This is a genomic window from Novosphingobium rhizovicinum, assembly GCF_040813635.1.
GTDB lineage: Bacteria > Pseudomonadota > Alphaproteobacteria > Sphingomonadales > Sphingomonadaceae > Novosphingobium > Novosphingobium rhizovicinum.
On sequence record NZ_JBFNXR010000047.1, the window covers coordinates 13,395 to 31,928 of the forward strand.

The 18,534-nt window shown below is 62.6% G+C and carries 15 protein-coding genes; 14 read left to right on the top strand and 1 reads right to left on the bottom strand.

Annotated features, from left to right (window positions below):
* The first annotated feature begins 11 nt into the window (after positions 1-11).
* The 7 genes from ABUH87_RS11550 (at position 12) to ABUH87_RS11580 (ending at position 6,312) form a co-directional block, all read left to right on the top strand.
* On the top strand, positions 12-578 hold the full coding sequence (locus tag ABUH87_RS11550) for a VOC family protein (protein WP_367773722.1): 567 nt from the start codon (positions 12-14) through the stop codon (positions 576-578).
* Entirely contained in the window at positions 578-1,225 is a 648-nt protein-coding gene (gene maiA, locus ABUH87_RS11555) for a maleylacetoacetate isomerase (protein WP_367773848.1), read from the top strand. Before ABUH87_RS11550 ends, maiA begins: the two co-directional genes overlap by 1 nt.
* Positions 1,222-2,229 carry a fumarylacetoacetate hydrolase family protein gene (locus ABUH87_RS11560; protein ID WP_367773726.1) on the top strand — a complete coding sequence of 336 codons (1,008 nt, stop codon included), beginning with the start codon at positions 1,222-1,224 and terminating at the stop codon, positions 2,227-2,229. The genes maiA and ABUH87_RS11560 overlap by 4 nt, the downstream gene beginning before the upstream one ends.
* A gap of 45 nt (positions 2,230-2,274) precedes the next feature.
* Positions 2,275-3,816 carry a GNAT family N-acetyltransferase gene (locus ABUH87_RS11565; protein WP_367773728.1) on the top strand — a complete coding sequence of 514 codons (1,542 nt, stop codon included), beginning with the start codon at positions 2,275-2,277 and terminating at the stop codon, positions 3,814-3,816.
* Between the two features lie 131 nt (positions 3,817-3,947).
* Positions 3,948-4,649 (top strand): GntR family transcriptional regulator, encoded by a 702-nt coding sequence (locus ABUH87_RS11570; RefSeq protein ID WP_367773730.1) that lies wholly within the window; start codon positions 3,948-3,950, stop codon positions 4,647-4,649.
* A complete protein-coding gene (locus ABUH87_RS11575) occupies positions 4,649-5,806 on the top strand; it encodes an acyl-CoA dehydrogenase family protein (RefSeq protein ID WP_367773733.1) in 1,158 nt (385 codons plus the stop codon). Before ABUH87_RS11570 ends, ABUH87_RS11575 begins: the two co-directional genes overlap by 1 nt.
* Before the next feature lie 86 nt (positions 5,807-5,892).
* Entirely contained in the window at positions 5,893-6,312 is a 420-nt protein-coding gene (locus ABUH87_RS11580) for a GlcG/HbpS family heme-binding protein (protein ID WP_367773735.1), read from the top strand.
* A 28-nt stretch (positions 6,313-6,340) separates the two neighbouring features.
* On the opposite strand, the gene ABUH87_RS11585 is transcribed toward ABUH87_RS11580, so the two are convergent.
* Positions 6,341-7,261, bottom strand: coding sequence for an SMP-30/gluconolactonase/LRE family protein (locus tag ABUH87_RS11585; RefSeq protein ID WP_367773737.1), 921 nt, complete (start codon positions 7,259-7,261; stop codon positions 6,341-6,343).
* Between the two features lie 119 nt (positions 7,262-7,380).
* Here ABUH87_RS11585 and ABUH87_RS11590 point away from each other — a divergent pair, with 119 nt between their 5' ends.
* The 7 genes from ABUH87_RS11590 to glgX all read left to right on the top strand — a co-directional run bounded on the left by ABUH87_RS11590 (position 7,381) and on the right by glgX (position 18,531).
* Positions 7,381-8,340: a hydroxyacid dehydrogenase gene (locus ABUH87_RS11590; RefSeq protein WP_367773739.1), complete on the top strand. Its 960-nt coding sequence runs from the start codon at positions 7,381-7,383 to the stop codon at positions 8,338-8,340.
* Between the two features lie 198 nt (positions 8,341-8,538).
* Entirely contained in the window at positions 8,539-9,198 is a 660-nt protein-coding gene (locus tag ABUH87_RS11595; RefSeq protein WP_367773741.1) for a TetR/AcrR family transcriptional regulator, read from the top strand.
* 190 nt (positions 9,199-9,388) lie between these two features.
* The gene (locus ABUH87_RS11600) at positions 9,389-11,791 is read left to right on the top strand and encodes a glycogen/starch/alpha-glucan phosphorylase (protein ID WP_367773851.1); all 2,403 of its coding nucleotides are present in this window, start codon (positions 9,389-9,391) and stop codon (positions 11,789-11,791) included.
* Complete coding sequence (glgB, locus tag ABUH87_RS11605) at positions 11,788-13,977, top strand: 1,4-alpha-glucan branching protein GlgB (RefSeq protein ID WP_367773745.1); 2,190 nt, start codon at positions 11,788-11,790, stop codon at positions 13,975-13,977. Before ABUH87_RS11600 ends, glgB begins: the two co-directional genes overlap by 4 nt.
* Positions 13,974-15,236, top strand: coding sequence for a glucose-1-phosphate adenylyltransferase (gene glgC / locus ABUH87_RS11610; RefSeq protein ID WP_367773748.1), 1,263 nt, complete (start codon positions 13,974-13,976; stop codon positions 15,234-15,236). The genes glgB and glgC overlap by 4 nt, the downstream gene beginning before the upstream one ends.
* Before the next feature lie 2 nt (positions 15,237-15,238).
* Positions 15,239-16,714 carry a glycogen synthase GlgA gene (gene glgA / locus ABUH87_RS11615; RefSeq protein ID WP_367773756.1) on the top strand — a complete coding sequence of 492 codons (1,476 nt, stop codon included), beginning with the start codon at positions 15,239-15,241 and terminating at the stop codon, positions 16,712-16,714.
* The gene (gene glgX, locus ABUH87_RS11620) at positions 16,711-18,531 is read left to right on the top strand and encodes a glycogen debranching protein GlgX (RefSeq protein WP_367773758.1); all 1,821 of its coding nucleotides are present in this window, start codon (positions 16,711-16,713) and stop codon (positions 18,529-18,531) included. The genes glgA and glgX overlap by 4 nt, the downstream gene beginning before the upstream one ends.
* Positions 18,532-18,534: the final 3 nt, after the last annotated feature.

The following is an 18,534-nucleotide window of genomic DNA, read 5'->3' on the forward strand; positions in this document are numbered from 1 at the left end:
GGGAGCAAGCTATGAGCCTCGCTGACGGACCTCCGGTGCTTTCCGGCATCCACCACGTCGCCTATCGCTGCAGGGACGCGAAGGAGACAGTGGAGTTCTATCGCGACGTGCTCGGCATGGACTTCACACTGGCGATTGCCGAGGACAAGGTGCCCTCCACGGGCGCACCGGACCCCTACATGCACGTTTTCCTCGATGCAGGCGGCGGCAATGTGCTCGCCTTCTTCGAATTGCCCAATGCGCCGCAGATGGGGCGGGACGCGGCGACGCCCGCATGGGTGCAGCATATCGCTTTCAAGGTAGCCGACTACGATAGTCTGCTCACCGCCAAGGCCCGTGCGGAAGCGCGTGGTCTGGAGGTGGTGGGACCGACGCATCATGGGGTCTTCAAGTCGATCTATTTCTTCGATCCGAACGGGCATCGCCTGGAACTGGCATGGGATTTCGGCACCGAAGAGCAGATGCGGCGTTTGAAGGACGTGGCACAGGATATGCTCGAAGAATGGTCGCGGACCCGCAAGGCGCCCCGCCACGCAGCGTGGCTGCATGAAAAGATCGCTGAGGAGAGCGGCTCTTGATGCGGCTTCATGGCTATTATCGCAGTTCTACGAGCTACCGCGTCCGAATTGCCCTGAACCTTAAAGGGCTTGAGTACGAGACAGTGCCGGTCGACCTGCTCAAGGCTGAGCAGCGCAGCGAGGCGTACCGCGCCCTGAACTGCTTCGCCGGGGTGCCGGCGCTGGAGGTGGACGAAAAGCTGTACGCCCAGTCGCTGGCCATCCTTGAGTGGCTGGATGAGTACCGTCCAGAGCGGCCCCTCCTGCCTTCGGGCATTGAAGACCGCTTCGCAGCGCGCGAGCTTTCCTACGCGATCGCCACCGAGCTGCACGCGCCGCTCAACTCGCCAGTGCTGACCTATCTGGAGCAGGACCTTGGGCTGTCGAAAGACGCCGTGCGCGCGTGGTATCACCACTGGCTGGGCAAGACGCTGTCCGGCGTAGAGCGAAAGCTGGAGATCCGCGGTTCCGGTGATTTCCTGTTTGAGCGGCCGGGCCTGTTCGAAGCCGTTTTGATCCCGCAGATCTACAACGCGCGCCGCTTCGATTTCGATCTGGACGCAATGCCGCGGATCACCCGCATTGAGGCAGCTTGCCTTGCATTGTCTCCTTTCGTTGCCGCGCATCCCGACAACCAGCCTGACGCTCCGCAGAAAGTCTCCGCATGAAACTCGCCTCGCTCAAGCATGGCCGCGATGGCCGTCTCGTCGTTGTCTCTCGTGATATGACCCGTTGTATCGAAGCCGCCGAAGCGGCGCCTACGCTGCAGGCGGCTTTGGACGACTGGAGTACCGCAGAGCCCGCTTTGCGCGGCATCTTCGAGCAGCTCGACAGCGGCGCCTGGCCGGGTGAGCCGTTCGATCCGGCCCAGTGCGCCTCGCCCCTGCCGCGTGCCTATCAGTGGGCCGACGGCAGTGCCTACATCAACCATGTCGAACTCGTGCGCAAAGCGCGTGGAGCGGAGGTGCCGGAGAGCTTCTATACGGACCCTCTGATGTACCAGGGAGGCTCTGACGCGTTCCTTGCTCCGCGAGATCCGATCCCGCTGCGCGACGAGGCATGGGGCTGCGACATGGAAGGGGAGATCGCCGTCGTCACCGATGACGTGCCGATGGGCGTCAGCCCTGCCGACGCAATTGGGCACATCAAGCTCATCATGCTGTGCAACGACGTGTCCCTGCGCAATCTCATTCCTGGCGAGCTGGCCAAGGGATTCGGGTTCTTCCAGTCCAAGCCGCCGTCCGCCTTCTCTCCGGTGGCAGTGACGCCGGAGGAGCTGGGTCGGGCCTGGCGCGACGCGCGGGTGCATCTGCCTCTGCTTATCGACTATAACGGGCAGCCGTTCGGCCGCGCCCAGGCCGGCGAGGACGCGACTTTCAGCCTTGCCGACCTCGTTGCTCACGCGGCCCGAACGCGCGCCCTTTGTGCGGGGACGATCATCGGATCGGGCACCGTGTCGAACAAGGACGAGGATGGCGGCCCGGGCCGTCCCGTGGCGCAAGGCGGGCTGGGTTACTCCTGCATCGCGGAGATCCGCACTATCGAGACGATCCGGGACGGCAAACCGTCGACCGCGTTCATGCGCTGGGGGGACACGGTCGGTATCGATATGAAGGACGCTCAGGGGCGCTCGATCTTTGGTCGCATTGAGCAGGAGGTGGTGCGCGCCTGACAGAGGCATTGGAACTGCCCTGTCGAAGGCGCATATTGGCCCGACATGTCTACATCTAAAGCAAAGCTCATCATTCGTCCGGCTACACTGGCGGACGCTCCGGCCATCACGCGCCTTTCTGCGAAGGTATATGGTGCGGCGGATTCGTTCACACGCGCCGAAGTGCGCGGCCAGATCAACAACTTCCCGGACGGCCAGTTCGTCGCCGAGTACGAAGGCAAGGTCGTCGGTCACTGTGCGACCATGATCGTTCCGGAGGATCTGGCCTTCAAGCCGCATAGCTGGGAGGAGATCAGCGCCGGCGGCTATGGTCGGCCGCCTGCCGCGGACGGCGATGTACTTTACGGTTTCGAGATCTGCGTGGATCCTGAGTTCCGCCGTTTGCGGATTGGGCAGCGGCTTTACCGCAAGCGCCGTGAGCTCTGCCAGGACTTCGAACTGAAGGGCATCGCGTTCGCCGGCCGCATGCCGGGCTATTCGCGGCGGCGGCGGCACTATCCCGACCCTGAGGCATACCTCGAAGCCGTCAAGGCGAAGAAGGTGCGCGATCAGGTTATCGAGTTCCAGATGAGCGAGGGCTACGAACCGCGCGCCATTCTGCCGGATTACTTGCCCAACGATCGTGAGAGCGGCGGCAATGCGGTGCTCATGTACTGGACCAACCCGCTGGCCCCGCAGGACACCGGCAAGCGCGTCCCGGGCCTGAAGGAACGGCTGCCATCGTCGGTTCGCGTCGCAACAGTGCAGTTCATGATGCGCAAGATCGAAAAGATCGATCAGTTCGAGGAGCAGGTCGAGTACTGGATCGATGTCGCGTCCGATTATGAATCCGACTTCGTAGTCTTCCCTGAGCTTTTCACTCTGGAGTTGCTTTCGATCGAGGAAAGCAAGCTTCAGCCCGCCGAAGCTATTGCGAAGATCGCGGAGTACACACCCCGCTTCACCGCTTTCATGGAGCGGATGGCGGTCAGCTACAACATCAACATCATCGGAGGTTCTCACCCGACCCGCGTGGGCAGAGGCGAGATCCGCAACATCAGCTACATTTTCCTGCGCGATGGCTCTACGCACACCCAGGAGAAGCTGCACCCGACGCCCTCGGAGCGGCGCTGGTGGAACATCCGCGGCGGCTATGGGGCGAGCGTCATCCCCACCGACTGCGGGCCAATCGGTGTCATGATCTGCTATGACAGCGAGTTCCCGGAGATGGCGCGCCACCTGGTGAACCAGGGGGCTCTGCTCCTGTTCGTGCCCTTCTGCACGGATGAACGGCGCGGCTATCTGCGGGTGCGCTATTGCAGCCAAGCTCGCGCGGTTGAGAACCAGTGCTACGTCGTGACGTCAGGCGTTGTCGGCAATTTGCCGAACGTCGAGAACATGGACGTTCACTATGCTGAGAGCGCTATCCTTACTCCGTCGGACTTTCCGTTCGCGCGCGACGGCGTGGCTGCCGACACTGCGGCCAATACGGAGACCATCGCCATCGCTGACCTGAGCCTCGACGCGCTGCTGACTGCGCGGCAATCCGGCGCTGTGCAGAACCTGCGTGACCGGCGCTTCGATCTCTATCGGGTCGACTGGAAGTGATCCGCTCGCACGCAATCGCGAGCAGCTCCGACGGGTTGCCTCTCACCGTCGCGGTGACAGGCGAGAGTGGATCGTCTACTCGAGGTGAGGGGGGCTTCGATGGAGGTTCCGGCGAGAGAACAGGAGCCCGGATGAGCAAGGATCAGTCCAATGTCGCCAGCCAGCGCGTCGCGGACCTGCTCGCCGAACGCATTCTCTCCGGTGCTCTGGCTCCCGGCGCCCGGATCAAGCAGGATGAGCTTGCGGATGAGTTGCAGACCAGCCGCATTCCGGTGCGCGACGCATTGCGCATGCTGGAGGCGCGCGGGCTGGTCACTATGCGTGCGAACGCTGGCGCCCGTGTCACCGAACTGACGAACCGGGACCTCGTGATCTCCTATGAGATACGCGAGCGGATAGAGCCGCTGCTGCTTGCCGAGAGTGTTCCCAACCTGACCGAAGGAGACTTCGCCGATCTGCGGGACGTCATCGCGCGGAATGAGAGCTGCACCGATCTGGATGAAGCGATTGCACTGGGTCGCGAATTTCACTGGATCAGCTATCGGCGCCATAACACGCCGTTGCTCGCGCAGATTGTCGAGCGCGTATGGGATACCACCCAAAGCTACCGCCGCGCCTATCTCAAGCTCGTCATGGGCGGCAGCGACCGAACCCACGACGTCGAGCATCGCCTGATGTACGATGCGATGGAGCGCGGAGAGGTGGAGACGGCGCAGGCGGCGCTTGTCCTGCACATTCGCCGGACCCGTATCGGCCTTACGCGATATGCCTATCGCCTGGCCGGAGACGGTGCGGACACTCCCGAGAACAACTTTGCAACGGCGGCCGAGTAATGCGCGCGACACCTGACTTCGATTTCGCCCTGGGCGAAAGTGCGGACATGATCCGCGACACCGTTGCGCGCTTCGCGGAGGGGAGGATTGCCCCCCTCGCTGCAAAGGCCGACGCAGAGGATTGGTTTCCTCGGGAACTCTGGCCGGAGATGGGCGAGCTTGGGCTGCACGGGATCACCGTGGAAGAGGAGTGGGGTGGCATTGGCCTGGGCTACCTCGAGCATGTGATCGCGGTGGAGGAGGTCAGTCGGGCCTCTGCGTCTGTCGGCCTATCCTACGGCGCGCACTCCAACCTGTGTGTAAATCAGATCCGCCGCTGGGGCTCGCCTGAGCAGAAGGCGAAGTACCTGCCGAAACTGATCTCCGGTGAGCATGTGGGCAGTCTTGCCATGTCGGAGGTCGCAGCGGGTTCCGACGTCGTCAGCATGAAGCTGCGGGCCGAAGCGGCGCCGGGTGGGTTCCGGCTTAACGGAACCAAATTCTGGATCACCAACGGCACATGTGCGGACACGCTCGTGGTCTATGCAAAGACCGGGGAAGGTTCGCGCGGAATCACCGCGTTCCTGATCGAGAGCGGGTTCGAAGGGTTCTCCATCGGTCAGAAGATCGACAAGATGGGGATGCGCGGTTCGCCGACCTGCGAACTGGTGTTCGACGATTGCTTCGTCTCAGAAGAACAGGTCATGGGGCCGCTCAATGGCGGTGTTGGCGTGCTGATGAGCGGCCTCGACTATGAGCGCGTCGTGCTCGCCGGGCTGCAGTTGGGCATCATGCAGGCGTGTCTGGACACGGTGATCCCCTATGTCAGAGAGCGTAAGCAGTTCGGAAAGGCGATCGGCGCCTTCCAGCTCATGCAGGCCAAAGTGGCAGACATGTACGTCGCGCTGCAGTCGGCAAGGGCTTACGTCTACGCAGTGGCGCGGGCGTGCGACGCCGGGCAGACCACGCGCTTCGATGCCGCGGGAGCGATCCTCCTTGCCAGCGAAAGCGCGTTTCGCGTGGCGGGAGAGGCGGTTCAGGCGCTGGGCGGCGCAGGCTACACCAAGGACTGGCCGGTGGAGAGATACCTGCGTGATGCCAAGTTGCTGGATATCGGAGCGGGCACGAACGAGATCCGCCGCATGCTCATCGGTCGCGAGCTCATTGGGTCCGGCTGATAGACTGTATACATTGAAGTTGCGTCTCTGGGCCTGTTACCGCTAGGTCCGCACTTCTTCTGTTCGTCTCGAAAGGATCCAAGCCCATGATCAGCCTTGAGCAGGCTCGCACCACCATCGCAGCCACGCGGGCAAAGGGGCGCGAGATGGGCCTTAACCCTCTCACAGTCGTAGTGTTGGATGCCGGGGGGCACCTTGTTGCCATGGAGCGCGAGGATGGGTCCGGGTATGGCCGTCCGGACGTTGCCAGCGGCAAGGCCGCGGGCGCTCTCGCCATGGGCGTATCCAGCCGCAAGCTTGGTGACATGGCTGCTGAGCGGCCGCAGTTCATGGCTGCATTGTCGGTTGCGTGGGCTGGCAAGATCATCCCCGCTGCGGGTGGCGTTCTGATCAAGGATGCACAGGGCGTGCTGCTTGGCGCCATCGGCGTCAGCGGTGATCTGTCGGACAAGGACGAGGAAGCCGCGCTCGCTGGTGTCGCGGCTGCAGGTTTGACCGCCGGCTGACGGCCAAACCCCTGCAGACGCCTGGATCTCAGACGCTTGTCGAATAGATCGTGCGGCCCGCGACCGGCATTGGCGCCATGTAAACGGTGCCGGTGCCGGACTCGGTGAAGTAGAGCGTCTTGTTGTCAGGGCCGCCGTATGCCGCGTTGGTGGTATAGCGGCCCTCTGGCACGTTGATGCGGAGCATCGGTTCGCCGCGGTTGCTGAACAGCCAGACTGCTCCGAAGCCGACGTGGCACACGACCAGGTTGTCTTCCTCGTCAATCGCGAGGCCGTCCGGCCCGTTTCCGCCGGACATCTGGATGAATGTGCCTACCTTGCTGACCACTGCGCCGTCCATAAGGAGGGGCAGGCGCCAAATCGCGTTGGCGCGCGTCACTGCAAGGTAAAGCGCCGTTTCGGCCTTGTTGAGCACCAGGCCATTAGGGCTCGGAATCCCGTCGAGGAGAAGCTCAAGCTTTCCAGTGCCCTTGCGAACCCGGAAAAGCCTTCCGTTCGGATTGTGCCATCCGGACTGCCCCTGGTCCGTGAAGTAAATGTCGCCGTTCTTCGCGATGGTCAGGTCGTTACAGCCCAGGAACGGCTCAAGCAGATAGCGTTCGAACCAGTAGTCCCACTTGCCCGTCTGCGGATCGCAGATGACCATCCCCTTGTGGTGGTCGGCTACGAGAATGCGGCCATCTTCCAGGAACTTCATGCCGTTCGGCTGACCGTCGTATTCGAACCCGACTTCGCACTCGCCATCGGGGCTGATTCTGAACAGTCGACCCCATGGGATATCGGTGACCCACAGGTTGCCTTCCTTGTCGAACACCGGGCCTTCGAGGAACGCAGGAGCTGCGGCCCCATGGAGTTGGACACGCGCCCACTCGCTCGTCTCCTGACGGCGGAACTTGTCGGGAATCCGGCAGAATACTTCGGCTTCAATCGCGGGTGGGGCGGCGAACATCACTCTCTCCTCAACTGCACATTCACGGCCGAGACCTAATCGCAGTTGACCACTGCGCAAAGTGCTTTCAGGAGGATAGCTGCACGGATGGTATACATCCTGCCTTATGGGAGAAGCCAATGACCTCGGGCGAAGTCGTCTGCATCATCGATCCGATCCACCCTGCCGGGGTTGAGGCAATTGCCGCTAGCGGGCACACGATCATCCAGGGTGAGGGCTGGCGAAACGATCCGAGGCTTCCTCAAACGAGCGTGATCGTAATCCGTACGAGCCCACTAGGGCCGGACATCTTCGGTCCGATGGAGAGCTTGAAGGCGATCGTGAAGCACGGTGCCGGTGTAGACAACATCGCGATTCCCGAGGCGTCGGCGCAGGGCGTAATGGTCGCCAACACACCCGGCGGCAACAACTCCACGGCGGTTGCCGAGGGGGCCGTAGCCTTGATGCTGGGGCTTTTGCGGCAAGTGCGAGACATGGACGCGCTCGTGCGTGAGGCGCGCTGGGACGAGCGTTGGGGTATACGCCTTGGCGATCTGACAGGTGCCAAGGTCGGTCTGATTGGCTTTGGCCGCATCGCCCGACATGTGGCGCGGATCTGTGGTGCTGGCTTTGGCGCCGAAGTGGCGGCTTACGATCCGATGCTCGCGGATGAGGATATCCGCGCTGCCGGTGTCGAGCCCATGTCGCTCGACCGCATTCTCACACGCGATGTGATTTCGATCCACACGCCTTTGACCGAGGGCACCCGGAACCTGGTCGGCGCAGCCGAGCTTGCGCAGATGCACAGCAAGGCCATCATCGTAAACTGCTCTCGCGGCGGCATCATCGACGAAACCGCACTCGTCGCGGCTCTCGAGGCCGGCGCGATTGGCGGGGCCGGCATCGACGTGTTCGAAGACGAGCCGCCGGCTGACGACCACCCCTTGTTTCGTCAGCCGAGAGCTCTGCTATCCCCTCACGTGGCGGGCGTTACCGAAGCGGGCATGAAGGACATGGCTCTCCACGTCGCCAGAGTCATCGAAGCTGTGCATCAGGGGGAGAGACCCGTAACTCTGCTCAACGGAGACGCGCTTAGCTGATGGCCGAGCAGGCGCTGACGATGCCTGATGGGCACGCTCAGGTCAGAGAGTGCTCCTAACAAGGCATTGAAGGGGCAGATCGCCCCTTCTCAGCGCCCCGAGTACGGACTTATGAAGATGGTACCGACTTTTTAAGATAAAGCGGTCATAGAGAACCTGACAAGGTCGCAACGGGCTCATGCCCGCAGGGAGAGTGTGATGACAAGGCGCGGCCCAAGTGCGGGCGCTCGTCGACCCTCGCGTGCGCGAGGACGGCCCACTGCGGGCGCTGCGGCTCAGATCGACCGCGACATCCTTGAGGTTGCGCGCGAACTTTTCTTTGTCCACGGTTATGCTCGGACCTCGATGGCGATGATTATCGAGGCAGCGGGCGTTTCGAAAACCACGCTTTATGCGCGGTACGCGACCAAGGCGGAGCTTTTCCGAGCTACCGTCCTGCTCACGATCGAGCGTATCGCGAATGGAACACTCAGCACGGCCGAAAGTCGGACTCAGGACCTTGTGAGGGGCCTTGAGATCTTCGGATGCGACGCCCTCAAGATCAGCCTTTCGCCTCTCTGGTCGAGCTATGAGCGGCTACTGTTTACGGAAGGTCCGGGGTTCCCGGAGCTCGTCGACGCCGTAGCAGAGCGCTCTGACGTGGGCATCCAGACCGTCAGCCGTTTCATCGAGGCGTGCGCAGCCCGTGACGGTATCCCGTGCCGGGATCCAGAGGGCGTGGCGATGGTCTTCATCATGGCGCTGCGTGGCTACTACACCGCAGCCATGTTGCGCGTCAGAATTCCCGATTCCGAAGAATGCAGCGCATTTGTTAGGCGGCTCGTCAAAACATTGGTTGCCGGCCGCTATAATTGGTGAGGGCACGCTTTCGGGCTGTCGCGAATTCATGCTGCAATGCGCAAAGAGGACTTGCTGCTGGCGGGGGCACCGCATAGCCAAGTCACTCGGTCGCGAACCCGATGGACTCGCATGCTTGAAGGTGTCCCCTCGCGGCAGGCTGGCGCTCCAGCCGGCAAGATCAGCAAAGCAGGAGTTCGCCTTGGAAAACATGAATCCGGCCGCTTCGGAAACCGACGCACACATCCTGAACGCGCTACGGCATCGTGTTGGGAAGGATGAGCGCGCGGCCAAGCTCCATGACTGGTACAAGGCCTCTATCTTCGCCTTGCGCGACACGGTGATCGATCGCTGGATCGAGTCCACGCGCCGCACGTATGAGGAGGGCGGCAAGCGGGTCTATTATCTCTCGATGGAGTTCCTGATCGGACGGCTCCTGCGCGATGCCTTGTCCAATCTGGGCGTAACCGACGAGATGGCGGAGGCGCTGGAGTCGCATGGGCTGAGCCTCGCCGACCTGGAGGAACTGGAGCCGGACGCGGCGCTGGGCAATGGCGGTCTGGGACGTCTGGCCGCCTGCTTCATGGAGAGCCTCGCGACGCTCGACATTCCTGCGCACGGTTACGGCATTCGGTACGTCAACGGCATGTTCCGCCAGCGCATCGATGATGGCTGGCAGGTAGAGCTGCCGGAGACCTGGCTTGCGCACGGCAACCCCTGGGAGTTTGAGCGGCTGGAAAGCACATATCGCATTGGCTTCGGCGGGGAGGTCGTGGCCGAGAGCGACAATGTGCTCTGGAAACCATTGGAGGAAGTGGAGGCAACCGCGATCGACACGCCCGTCGTAGGTTGGCGTGGCAAGCGCGTGAATACGCTGCGGCTGTGGACTGCCACTGCTCTCGATCCGCTCAAGCTCGACGCGTTCAACGCGGGCGACCACGCCGGCGCCTTGGCCGATCAGGTGCGCGCAGATGCCCTGGTCCGGGTTCTTTATCCTGCCGACTCCCACCAGGCCGGCCAGGAACTGCGACTGCGGCAGGAGTACTTCTTCTCGGCCGCGTCGATCCAGGACATCGTGCGGCGGCACGTCCGCCACCATGGGGATATCCGTACGCTGGCGGACAAGGCCGCGATCCAGTTGAACGACACGCATCCAGCCGTGGCCGTGGCCGAACTGATGCGGGTGCTGGTCGATATCCACGGCCTGGAGTTCAACGAAGCTTGGGGAATCACCCAGAGCACTGTCTCGTACACGAACCACACGCTGCTGCCCGAGGCCCTGGAATCATGGCCACTGCCGCTGTTCGAGCGATTGCTGCCGCGGCACATGCAGATCATCTACGCGATCAACAGCCGGGTCCTTAGAGAGGCTCGCCGCGCCGGGCTCGATGATGCCGCCATTGCCGCGATCTCGCTCATCGACGAGAATGGCGAGCGCCGGGTGCGGATGGCCAATCTTGCGTTTACAGGCGGGCACTCGGTGAACGGAGTCGCCGCACTCCATACCGAGCTGATGAAAAAGACGGTCTTTGCAGACCTGCACAAGCTCTATCCCCGCCGCATCAACAACAAGACGAACGGAGTGACGCCACGTCGCTGGCTCCAGCAGTGTAATCCGGGGCTGACGACCGTCATCCAGGATGCGATCGGGCCAGCTTTCCTCGATGACGCGGAAAAGCTCTCGGCTTTGAACGCGCTGGCGGACGATCCTGCGCTGGGGGAGCGGGTTGCGCAGGTGAAGCGCGCCAACAAAGTGGCGCTAGCTGACTATATCAAGCAGTCGATGGGCCTGCGGCTTGATCCGGATGCCATGTTCGACGTCCAGATCAAGCGCATTCATGAGTACAAGCGCCAGCTGCTCAACCTGATCGAGACAGTTGCGCTGTACGATCAGATCCGCAGCCATCCCGAGCGCGACTGGGTGCCGCGGGTCAAGATTTTCGCGGGCAAGGCCGCGCCGAGCTATCACAACGCCAAGCTCATCATCAAACTGACCAACGACATCGCCAGAAGGATCAACGCGGACCCCTCGGTCGGCGGGCTGCTGAAGGTCTTGTTCATTCCGAACTACAACGTGAGCATGGCGGAGCGCATCATCCCGGCGGCAGATCTGTCCGAGCAGATTTCCACCGCCGGCATGGAAGCGTCCGGCACCGGCAACATGAAGTTCGCGCTGAACGGTGCGCTGACCATCGGCACGCTCGACGGCGCCAACATCGAGATCAAGGATCGCGTCGGCGACGAGAACATCGTCATCTTCGGCCTTACCGCCGAGGAGGTGGCCGCACGTCGCGCCAATGGCTATCGTCCGCGTGAGCTGATCGAGAACTCGCACGAGCTGAGCCAGGCCGTGTCAGCGATTGCCACGGGCGTATTCTCGCACGATGATCCCAACCGCTATGCTCAACTGATGGCTGGCATCTACGACAGCGACTGGTTCATGGTGGCTGCCGACTTCGAGTCCTATACGCAGGCTCAGCGCGCGGTGGATGCGCGGTGGGAAGATCAGGCGGGCTGGCGCGCAGCAGCACTCAGGAACATTGCTAATGTCGGATGGTTCTCATCCGACCGAACAATCGGTGAATACGCACGAGATATCTGGAAAGTGATGTGAAACCGCCTCAGGGCGCCATCGATGCACTGATCGAGGGGCAGCATGCGGACCCGTTCTCGCTCCTGGGCGTGCACGAGGGGCCCGGCGGGACCATGCTGCGCGCGATCCTTCCGGGTGCGGAGGAGGCAGAGGCTTTTACTCTCGACGGCAGGCCGCTCGGCCCGCTTGGGCTAGTGGACGCGCGCGGGCTTTTTGAGGGCCGGTTTTTCGGTCCCCGGCAGCCGATCCGTTACCGATGTTCGGCCAGCGGGCACGACTGGCTGGTAACGGACCCGTACACCTTTGGCCCGGTGCTTGGCGAACTGGACGATCTGCTGATCGCACAGGGCACACACTACCGGCTGTTCGACAAGCTGGGTGCCCATTTGATCGAGCACGAAGGCGCAGAGGGCGTCCATTTCGCGGTATGGGCACCCAACGCGCAGCTCGTCAGTCTCGTCGGCGACTTCAATGATTGGGACCCAAGCCGCCATCCGATGCGCCACCGCAAGGACATCGGCGTCTGGGAGATCTTCATCCCGGATATCGGCGAGTACCGGGCCTACAAGTATCGGATCGTCGGCGCTGACGGGGCTGTGCAGCCGTTGAAAGCCGATCCCTATGCATTTGCAAGTGAGGTGCGCCCGAACACCGCCTCGGTAACATCGCTGCCGGTGAAAACGGATTGGGGCGATGCCGCTCATCGCAGCCATTGGGCCTCCGTCGACCCCCGGCGTGTCCCGATCTCGATCTATGAAGTTCATGCCGGTTCGTGGCAGCTGGATCGGTGGAATTGGTTCCTCAACTGGGATGACCTGGCCGAGCGTCTGATTCCCTATGTGGTCGACATGGGCTTCACCCATATCGAATTCCTGCCGATCTCCGAGCATCCCTATGATCCTTCGTGGGGCTACCAGACGACGGGGCTCTATGCTCCCTCGGCTAGGTTCGGCGAACCGGCTGGCTTCGCACGGTTTGTGGACGGTGCGCATCGCGCCGGGATCGGCGTGCTGATCGACTGGGTGCCTGCACATTTTCCGAGTGATGAGCATGGCCTGGTCCGGTTCGACGGAACGGCGCTTTATGAGCATGAAGATCCGCGGCTCGGCTTCCACCCTGACTGGAACACTCTGATCTACAACTTCGGGCGCCGCGAGGTGAGCAGCTTCCTGTTAAACAATGCCCTGTTCTGGGCAGAGCGCTACCATGTGGATGGGCTGCGCGTGGATGCGGTCGCCTCGATGCTGTATCGCGATTACTCGCGCCAAGCGGGTGAGTGGATCCCGAATCCAGAAGGAGGGCGGGAGAACTGGGAGGCGGCCGAGTTCCTGCGCGGCGTCAATCGGGCGGTTTACAAGGCGCACCCTGGCTTCATGACGATTGCCGAGGAATCGACGGCTTGGCCGGGAGTGACCGCGCCGGCGCTCGATGAGGGCGCCCGCTCGAATCTGGGCTTCGGCTTCAAGTGGAACATGGGCTTCATGCACGACACGCTGCGCTACATGGCGCGCGACCCGGTGCACCGGCGTTATCACCACGAGGACATCACGTTCGGCCTGGTCTACGCCTTCAGTGAGAACTACGTCCTTGCGCTCAGCCACGACGAAGTGGTCCACGGCAAGGGATCGCTGCTGAACAAGATGGCTGGCGATGAGTGGCAAAAGTTCGCCAACTTGCGCGCCTACTATGCGATGATGTGGGGCTACCCGGGCAAGAAGCTGCTGTTCATGGGACAGGAGTTCGCGCAGCGCCGCGAGTGGAGCGAGGAGCGAGCCCTCGACTGGGAGCTTTGTGAGGCTCTGGGCCACCAAGGCGTGCGTAATCTGGTGCGCGATCTGAACCGTGTCTATCGCGAGAAGATCGCACTCCACGGACGGGACTGCGAGCCGGAGGGCTTCGAGTGGCTCCTGGTGGACGATGCCGAAAACTCGGTATTCGCGTGGCTGCGCAAAGCCCCCGCGGCCCAGCCGATTGCAGTGGTCAGCAACATGACCCCTGCCTTACGCACGAAATACCAGCTGCCCCTGCCGGGCGACGGCTACTGGCGCGAAGTGCTGAACACCGATTCACCCTATTATGGAGGAAGCGGAAGCGGCAATCTGGGGCGGGTCCAGGCAAAAAACGGTGTCGCGGAGGTCACGCTGCCGCCTCTTGCGACTATCATGTTCGAATATGCAGGCGCACCGCAGGAGGGGACTGAAAGATGAGGGCAGCATCAGGACAGCCGCTGGCTCGTGACGCCATGGCCTATGTCCTTGCAGGAGGTCGCGGCAGCCGCCTCAAGGAACTGACGGATAATCGGGCGAAGCCAGCCGTCTATTTCGGAGGCAAGGCACGGATCATCGATTTCGCGCTTTCGAACGCGATCAACTCGGGCATCCGGCGCATCGGAGTGGCAACGCAATACAAGGCGCACTCCCTCATCCGCCACATGCAGAGGGCGTGGAACTTCATGCGGCCGGAGCGGAACGAAAGTTTCGACATTCTGCCCGCCAGTCAGCGCGTTTCGGAGACGCAGTGGTATGAGGGCACGGCCGACGCGGTCTATCAGAACATCGACATCATCGCGGCCCACGCTCCGAAGTACATGGTCATCCTGGCTGGCGACCACATCTACAAGATGGACTACGAGTTGATGCTGCAGCAGCACGTCAACTCGGGCGCGGATGTGACTGTAGGTTGCCTCGTGGTGCCGCGCATGGATGCGACGGGCTTCGGGGTCATGCATGTCGACGAGACCGACCGCATCACCGCCTTCATCGAGAAGCCAGCCGATCCGCCCGGCATTCCCGGTCAGCCACACATGGCGCTCGCCTCTATGGGCATTTACGTGTTCGAGACGAAGTTCCTCTTCGAGCAGCTGCGTCGCGATGCTGCTGATCCGAACTCGCAGCGCGATTTCGGCGGGGATATTATTCCCTATCTGGTCAAGCACGGTAAGGCGCAGGCGCACCGCTTCACCGCCAGCTGCATCCGCGCAGCCGATGAGATCGAGGAATACTGGCGCGACGTCGGCACGATCGACGCATACTTCGATGCCAACCTTGACCTTACCGACACTGTGCCCAAGCTCGATCTCTACGATCGTGACTGGCCGATCTGGTCCGACGCGGTGGTGGCCGCCCCGGCGAAGTTCGTGCACGACGAGGAGGGGCGGCGCGGCAGTGCCATCTGCTCGCTCATTTCCAACGACTGCATCGTGTCCGGGGCGACGGCGCGCCGCTCCCTTTTGATGACCGGCGTGAAGATGGGTAGCTTCTCGAGCTGCAACGAAGCGGTGATCCTGCCACAGTGCAATATCGGGCGCGGGGCGGAATTAAGCCGCGTGATCATAGATGCGGGCGTGCGCATTCCTGAAGGACTCGTCGTGGGGCAAGACCCTGTCGAAGACGCCCTGCGCTTCCACCGAAGCAGCAATGGCGTCTGCCTCATCACCAAGCCTATGATCGATCGGCTGATCAACTGATCATGCCTCTTCGCGTATTGTCGGTTGCGTCGGAGGCGGTGCCGTTCGTCAAGACGGGCGGCCTTGCCGACGTGGTGGGAGCCTTGCCGGGCGCGGTCGCTCCGCATGGCGTCGAGATCACCACCCTCCTGCCCGGTTACCCCTCGGTTCTGGCACGCTTGCCACGGCAGCGCGTGGTTCACGAGTGGGATGACCTACTGGGAGAGCCTGCCCGTCTCCTCGCCGGGATGCTGGGCGATGCGCCTCTGATTGTCCTGGATGCTCCCGGGCTCTTCGACCGGCCCGGCACGCCCTATGCGGACGCTGAGGGACAGGATTGGGGCGACAACTGGCGCCGCTTCGCCGCTCTCTCCCGTGCAGCCGCAGAGGTTGCCTGCGGTGCCATGCTCGTGCGCGGAAAGCCTCGCCGCTTCGATGTCCTGCACTCCCATGACTGGCAGGCAGGTCTTGCACCGGCGTATTTGCGCTGGGCCATGTCGGACAGCGTGCCGCCAATGCCATCGGTGATGACGATCCACAACATGGCATTCCAAGGCTGGTATGGTGGAGACGTCTTCACAAGTCTGGGCCTGCGCGGAGAGGCATGGTCGATCGACGGTGTCGAGTATCATGGCGGCGTGAGCCTGCTGAAGGCAGGGCTTGTAGCGGCGTCCGCGGTTACGACTGTCAGTCCCACTTACGCGCGGGAGATTTGCGCACCGGAGTTCGGAAGGGGACTGGAAGGCGTGGTCGCGGCTCGAGGTGGCGCAGTCACGGGGATCCTGAACGGCATAGACTCAGCCGTTTGGAATCCAGAGACGGACGATGCACTGGCCAGGCAGTTCAATGCGAGAAGCCTGGAGCGCCGCACGGTCAACAAGCGCGCTCTGGAGGCTGAGTTTGGTCTGGATGCCAGCGCCGATGCGCGCGGCGGAGGGCCGCTGTTCATCGTGATCAGTCGTCTCACTTGGCAGAAGGGCATGGACGTCCTGCTGGAGACGCTCGATCATCTTGTCGAGACCGGCGGGCGGCTCGCAGTGCTGGGCTCAGGGGACGCGGGCTTGGAGGCTGGCTTTCAGGCGGCCGCAGCACGCCATCCCGGACGCATAGCGGTCCGGATCGGCTACGATGAGGATTTGTCGCATCGCATGCAGGGCGGTGGCGATGCGATCCTGGTGCCAAGCCGGTTTGAGCCATGCGGCCTGACTCAGCTATATGGCCTCGCCTATGGCTGTGTGCCGGTGGTGGCCCGCACTGGCGGGCTTGCTGACACAGTCATCGACGCGAACCCGGCGGCACTTGCGGCCGGGGTGGCCACCGGAATCCAGCACGGCGCGGTGACACGCGATAACCTCGCTGGCGCGCTGACGACGGCAGCGACGCTCTACCGCCAACCCGAAGAATGGGCCCGCATGCAGAAGAACGGGATGGCGTGTGACTTTTCGTGGCGCGTGAGTGGCAGGGCCTATGCGGAACTCTACCGCTCCTTGATTTCATGAGCAGCCTGCCAGGAGTGAGCGTGCAGGGGGCGAGCACCTGCTTTCGCGTCCGTGCTCCGCACGCAACGCAAGTGTGGCTGTGCCTGTTCGAGGGTCGCGGTGAGACGCGGCACGCGATGCGGCGGGATGAAGACATCTGGACGCTCGATCTGACGGGAGACCTTACAGGCGCGCGCTACGGCTACCGCGCCGCAGGCGACTGGAGGCCGGAGCAAGGGCGATGGTTTGACGAGAGCAAATTGCTCGTCGATCCTTATGCGCAAGAACTGGATAGCCGCTTTGTACAGCATCCTTCGCTCGCTCAGTTCGGAGTAGATACCGGGTCTATTGTGCCCAAGGCGATTGTCCCGGCTCCCTTGGACGCCGTTGGACCAGGCGCTCCATGTTTCGAACGCGGAGGGCTGATCTACGAACTGAACGTCCGTGCCTTCACCATGCTGCACCCCGACGTTCCCGAAGATCAACGCGGCACCGTGGCAGCGCTGGCCCATCCGGCCGTCCTCGCGCACCTGAAGCGATTGCGAGTCAGCGCTGTGGAATTCATGCCGATCGTGGCCTGGATCGACGAGCGGCACTTGCCTCCGCTCGGCCTCACCAATGCCTGGGGCTATAATCCGGTCGCTCTGATGGCGCTGGATCCGGGACTCTGCCCGGGAGGCGTTGCCGAATTGCGCGAGACGGTGGCCGCTCTGCATGGGCAGGGCATCGGCGTGATACTGGATCTCGTGTTCAATCACACGGGTGAAAGCGACGTCCATGGAGGCGTGCTATCGCTGCGCGGGCTGGACAATGCGGCTTACGCGCATGCTCCCGGCGGGGCGCTGATCAACGATACGGGGTGCGGCAACACTTTGGATTTTGCCAATCCGCATGTCCGCAAACTGACGCTGGACGCGCTGCGTCATTTCGTGGGCCAGTGTGGTGTCGACGGCTTTCGCTTCGACCTTGCTCCTGTTCTCGCCAGGGGTCCCGGTTTCGCAGCTGACGCCCCTATGTTTGCCGAGATCGCCTCCGACCCGCTTCTGGCCGACCGCGTGCTTATCGCGGAGCCCTGGGATATTGGTCCGGGTGGTTATCAGCTAGGGCGTTTCCCGCCTCAATGGCTCGAATGGAACGACCGCTTTCGGGATGACCTGCGAAGGTTCTGGCGGGGCGATGGTTCGATCGGCATGCTGGCGACCCGGCTGGCGGGGTCCTCGGACTTGTTCGGGCACGGTCCCTCGCGCTCGGTGAACTTCCTTGCCGCGCATGACGGGTTCACCCTCGCGGATACCGTCGCCTACAACGAACGGCACAACCAGGCGAACGGCGAGCAGAATCGTGACGGCCACGGAGAGAATTTCTCGTGGAACAACGGCGTCGAGGGCCCGAGCCGTGACCCTGAGGTCGAGGCAGCGCGTAAGCTCGATATCCGGGCGATGCTGGGGACGCTCTTCGCGTCTACCGGTGCGATCATGCTCACTGCAGGCGACGAGTTCGGGCGCAGTCAGCAAGGCAACAACAATGCCTATGCGCAGGACAATGCGATTACCTGGGTGGACTGGGAGCATCGTGATCGGGACCTGGAGGCATTCGTGATCGAGCTCTCTGCCTGGCGAGCTGAGAGGGCCGGATGGTTTGCCCAATTTCCTCGGGAAGGCACCTGGCTTGGACCGCGGGGAGCGATCTCGCCGCTTGAATGGGATTCCCCTGGAGCCTCGCAGCTCGGCTTTCAGTCCAGCGACCAGGCTGCTCCCTATCGTTTCTTCGTTGATCGCGCCGCGCGTGCAGTGACATTGGACAGCGCGACTCTTGCGATAAGTTCCAGCGGACAGTGACAG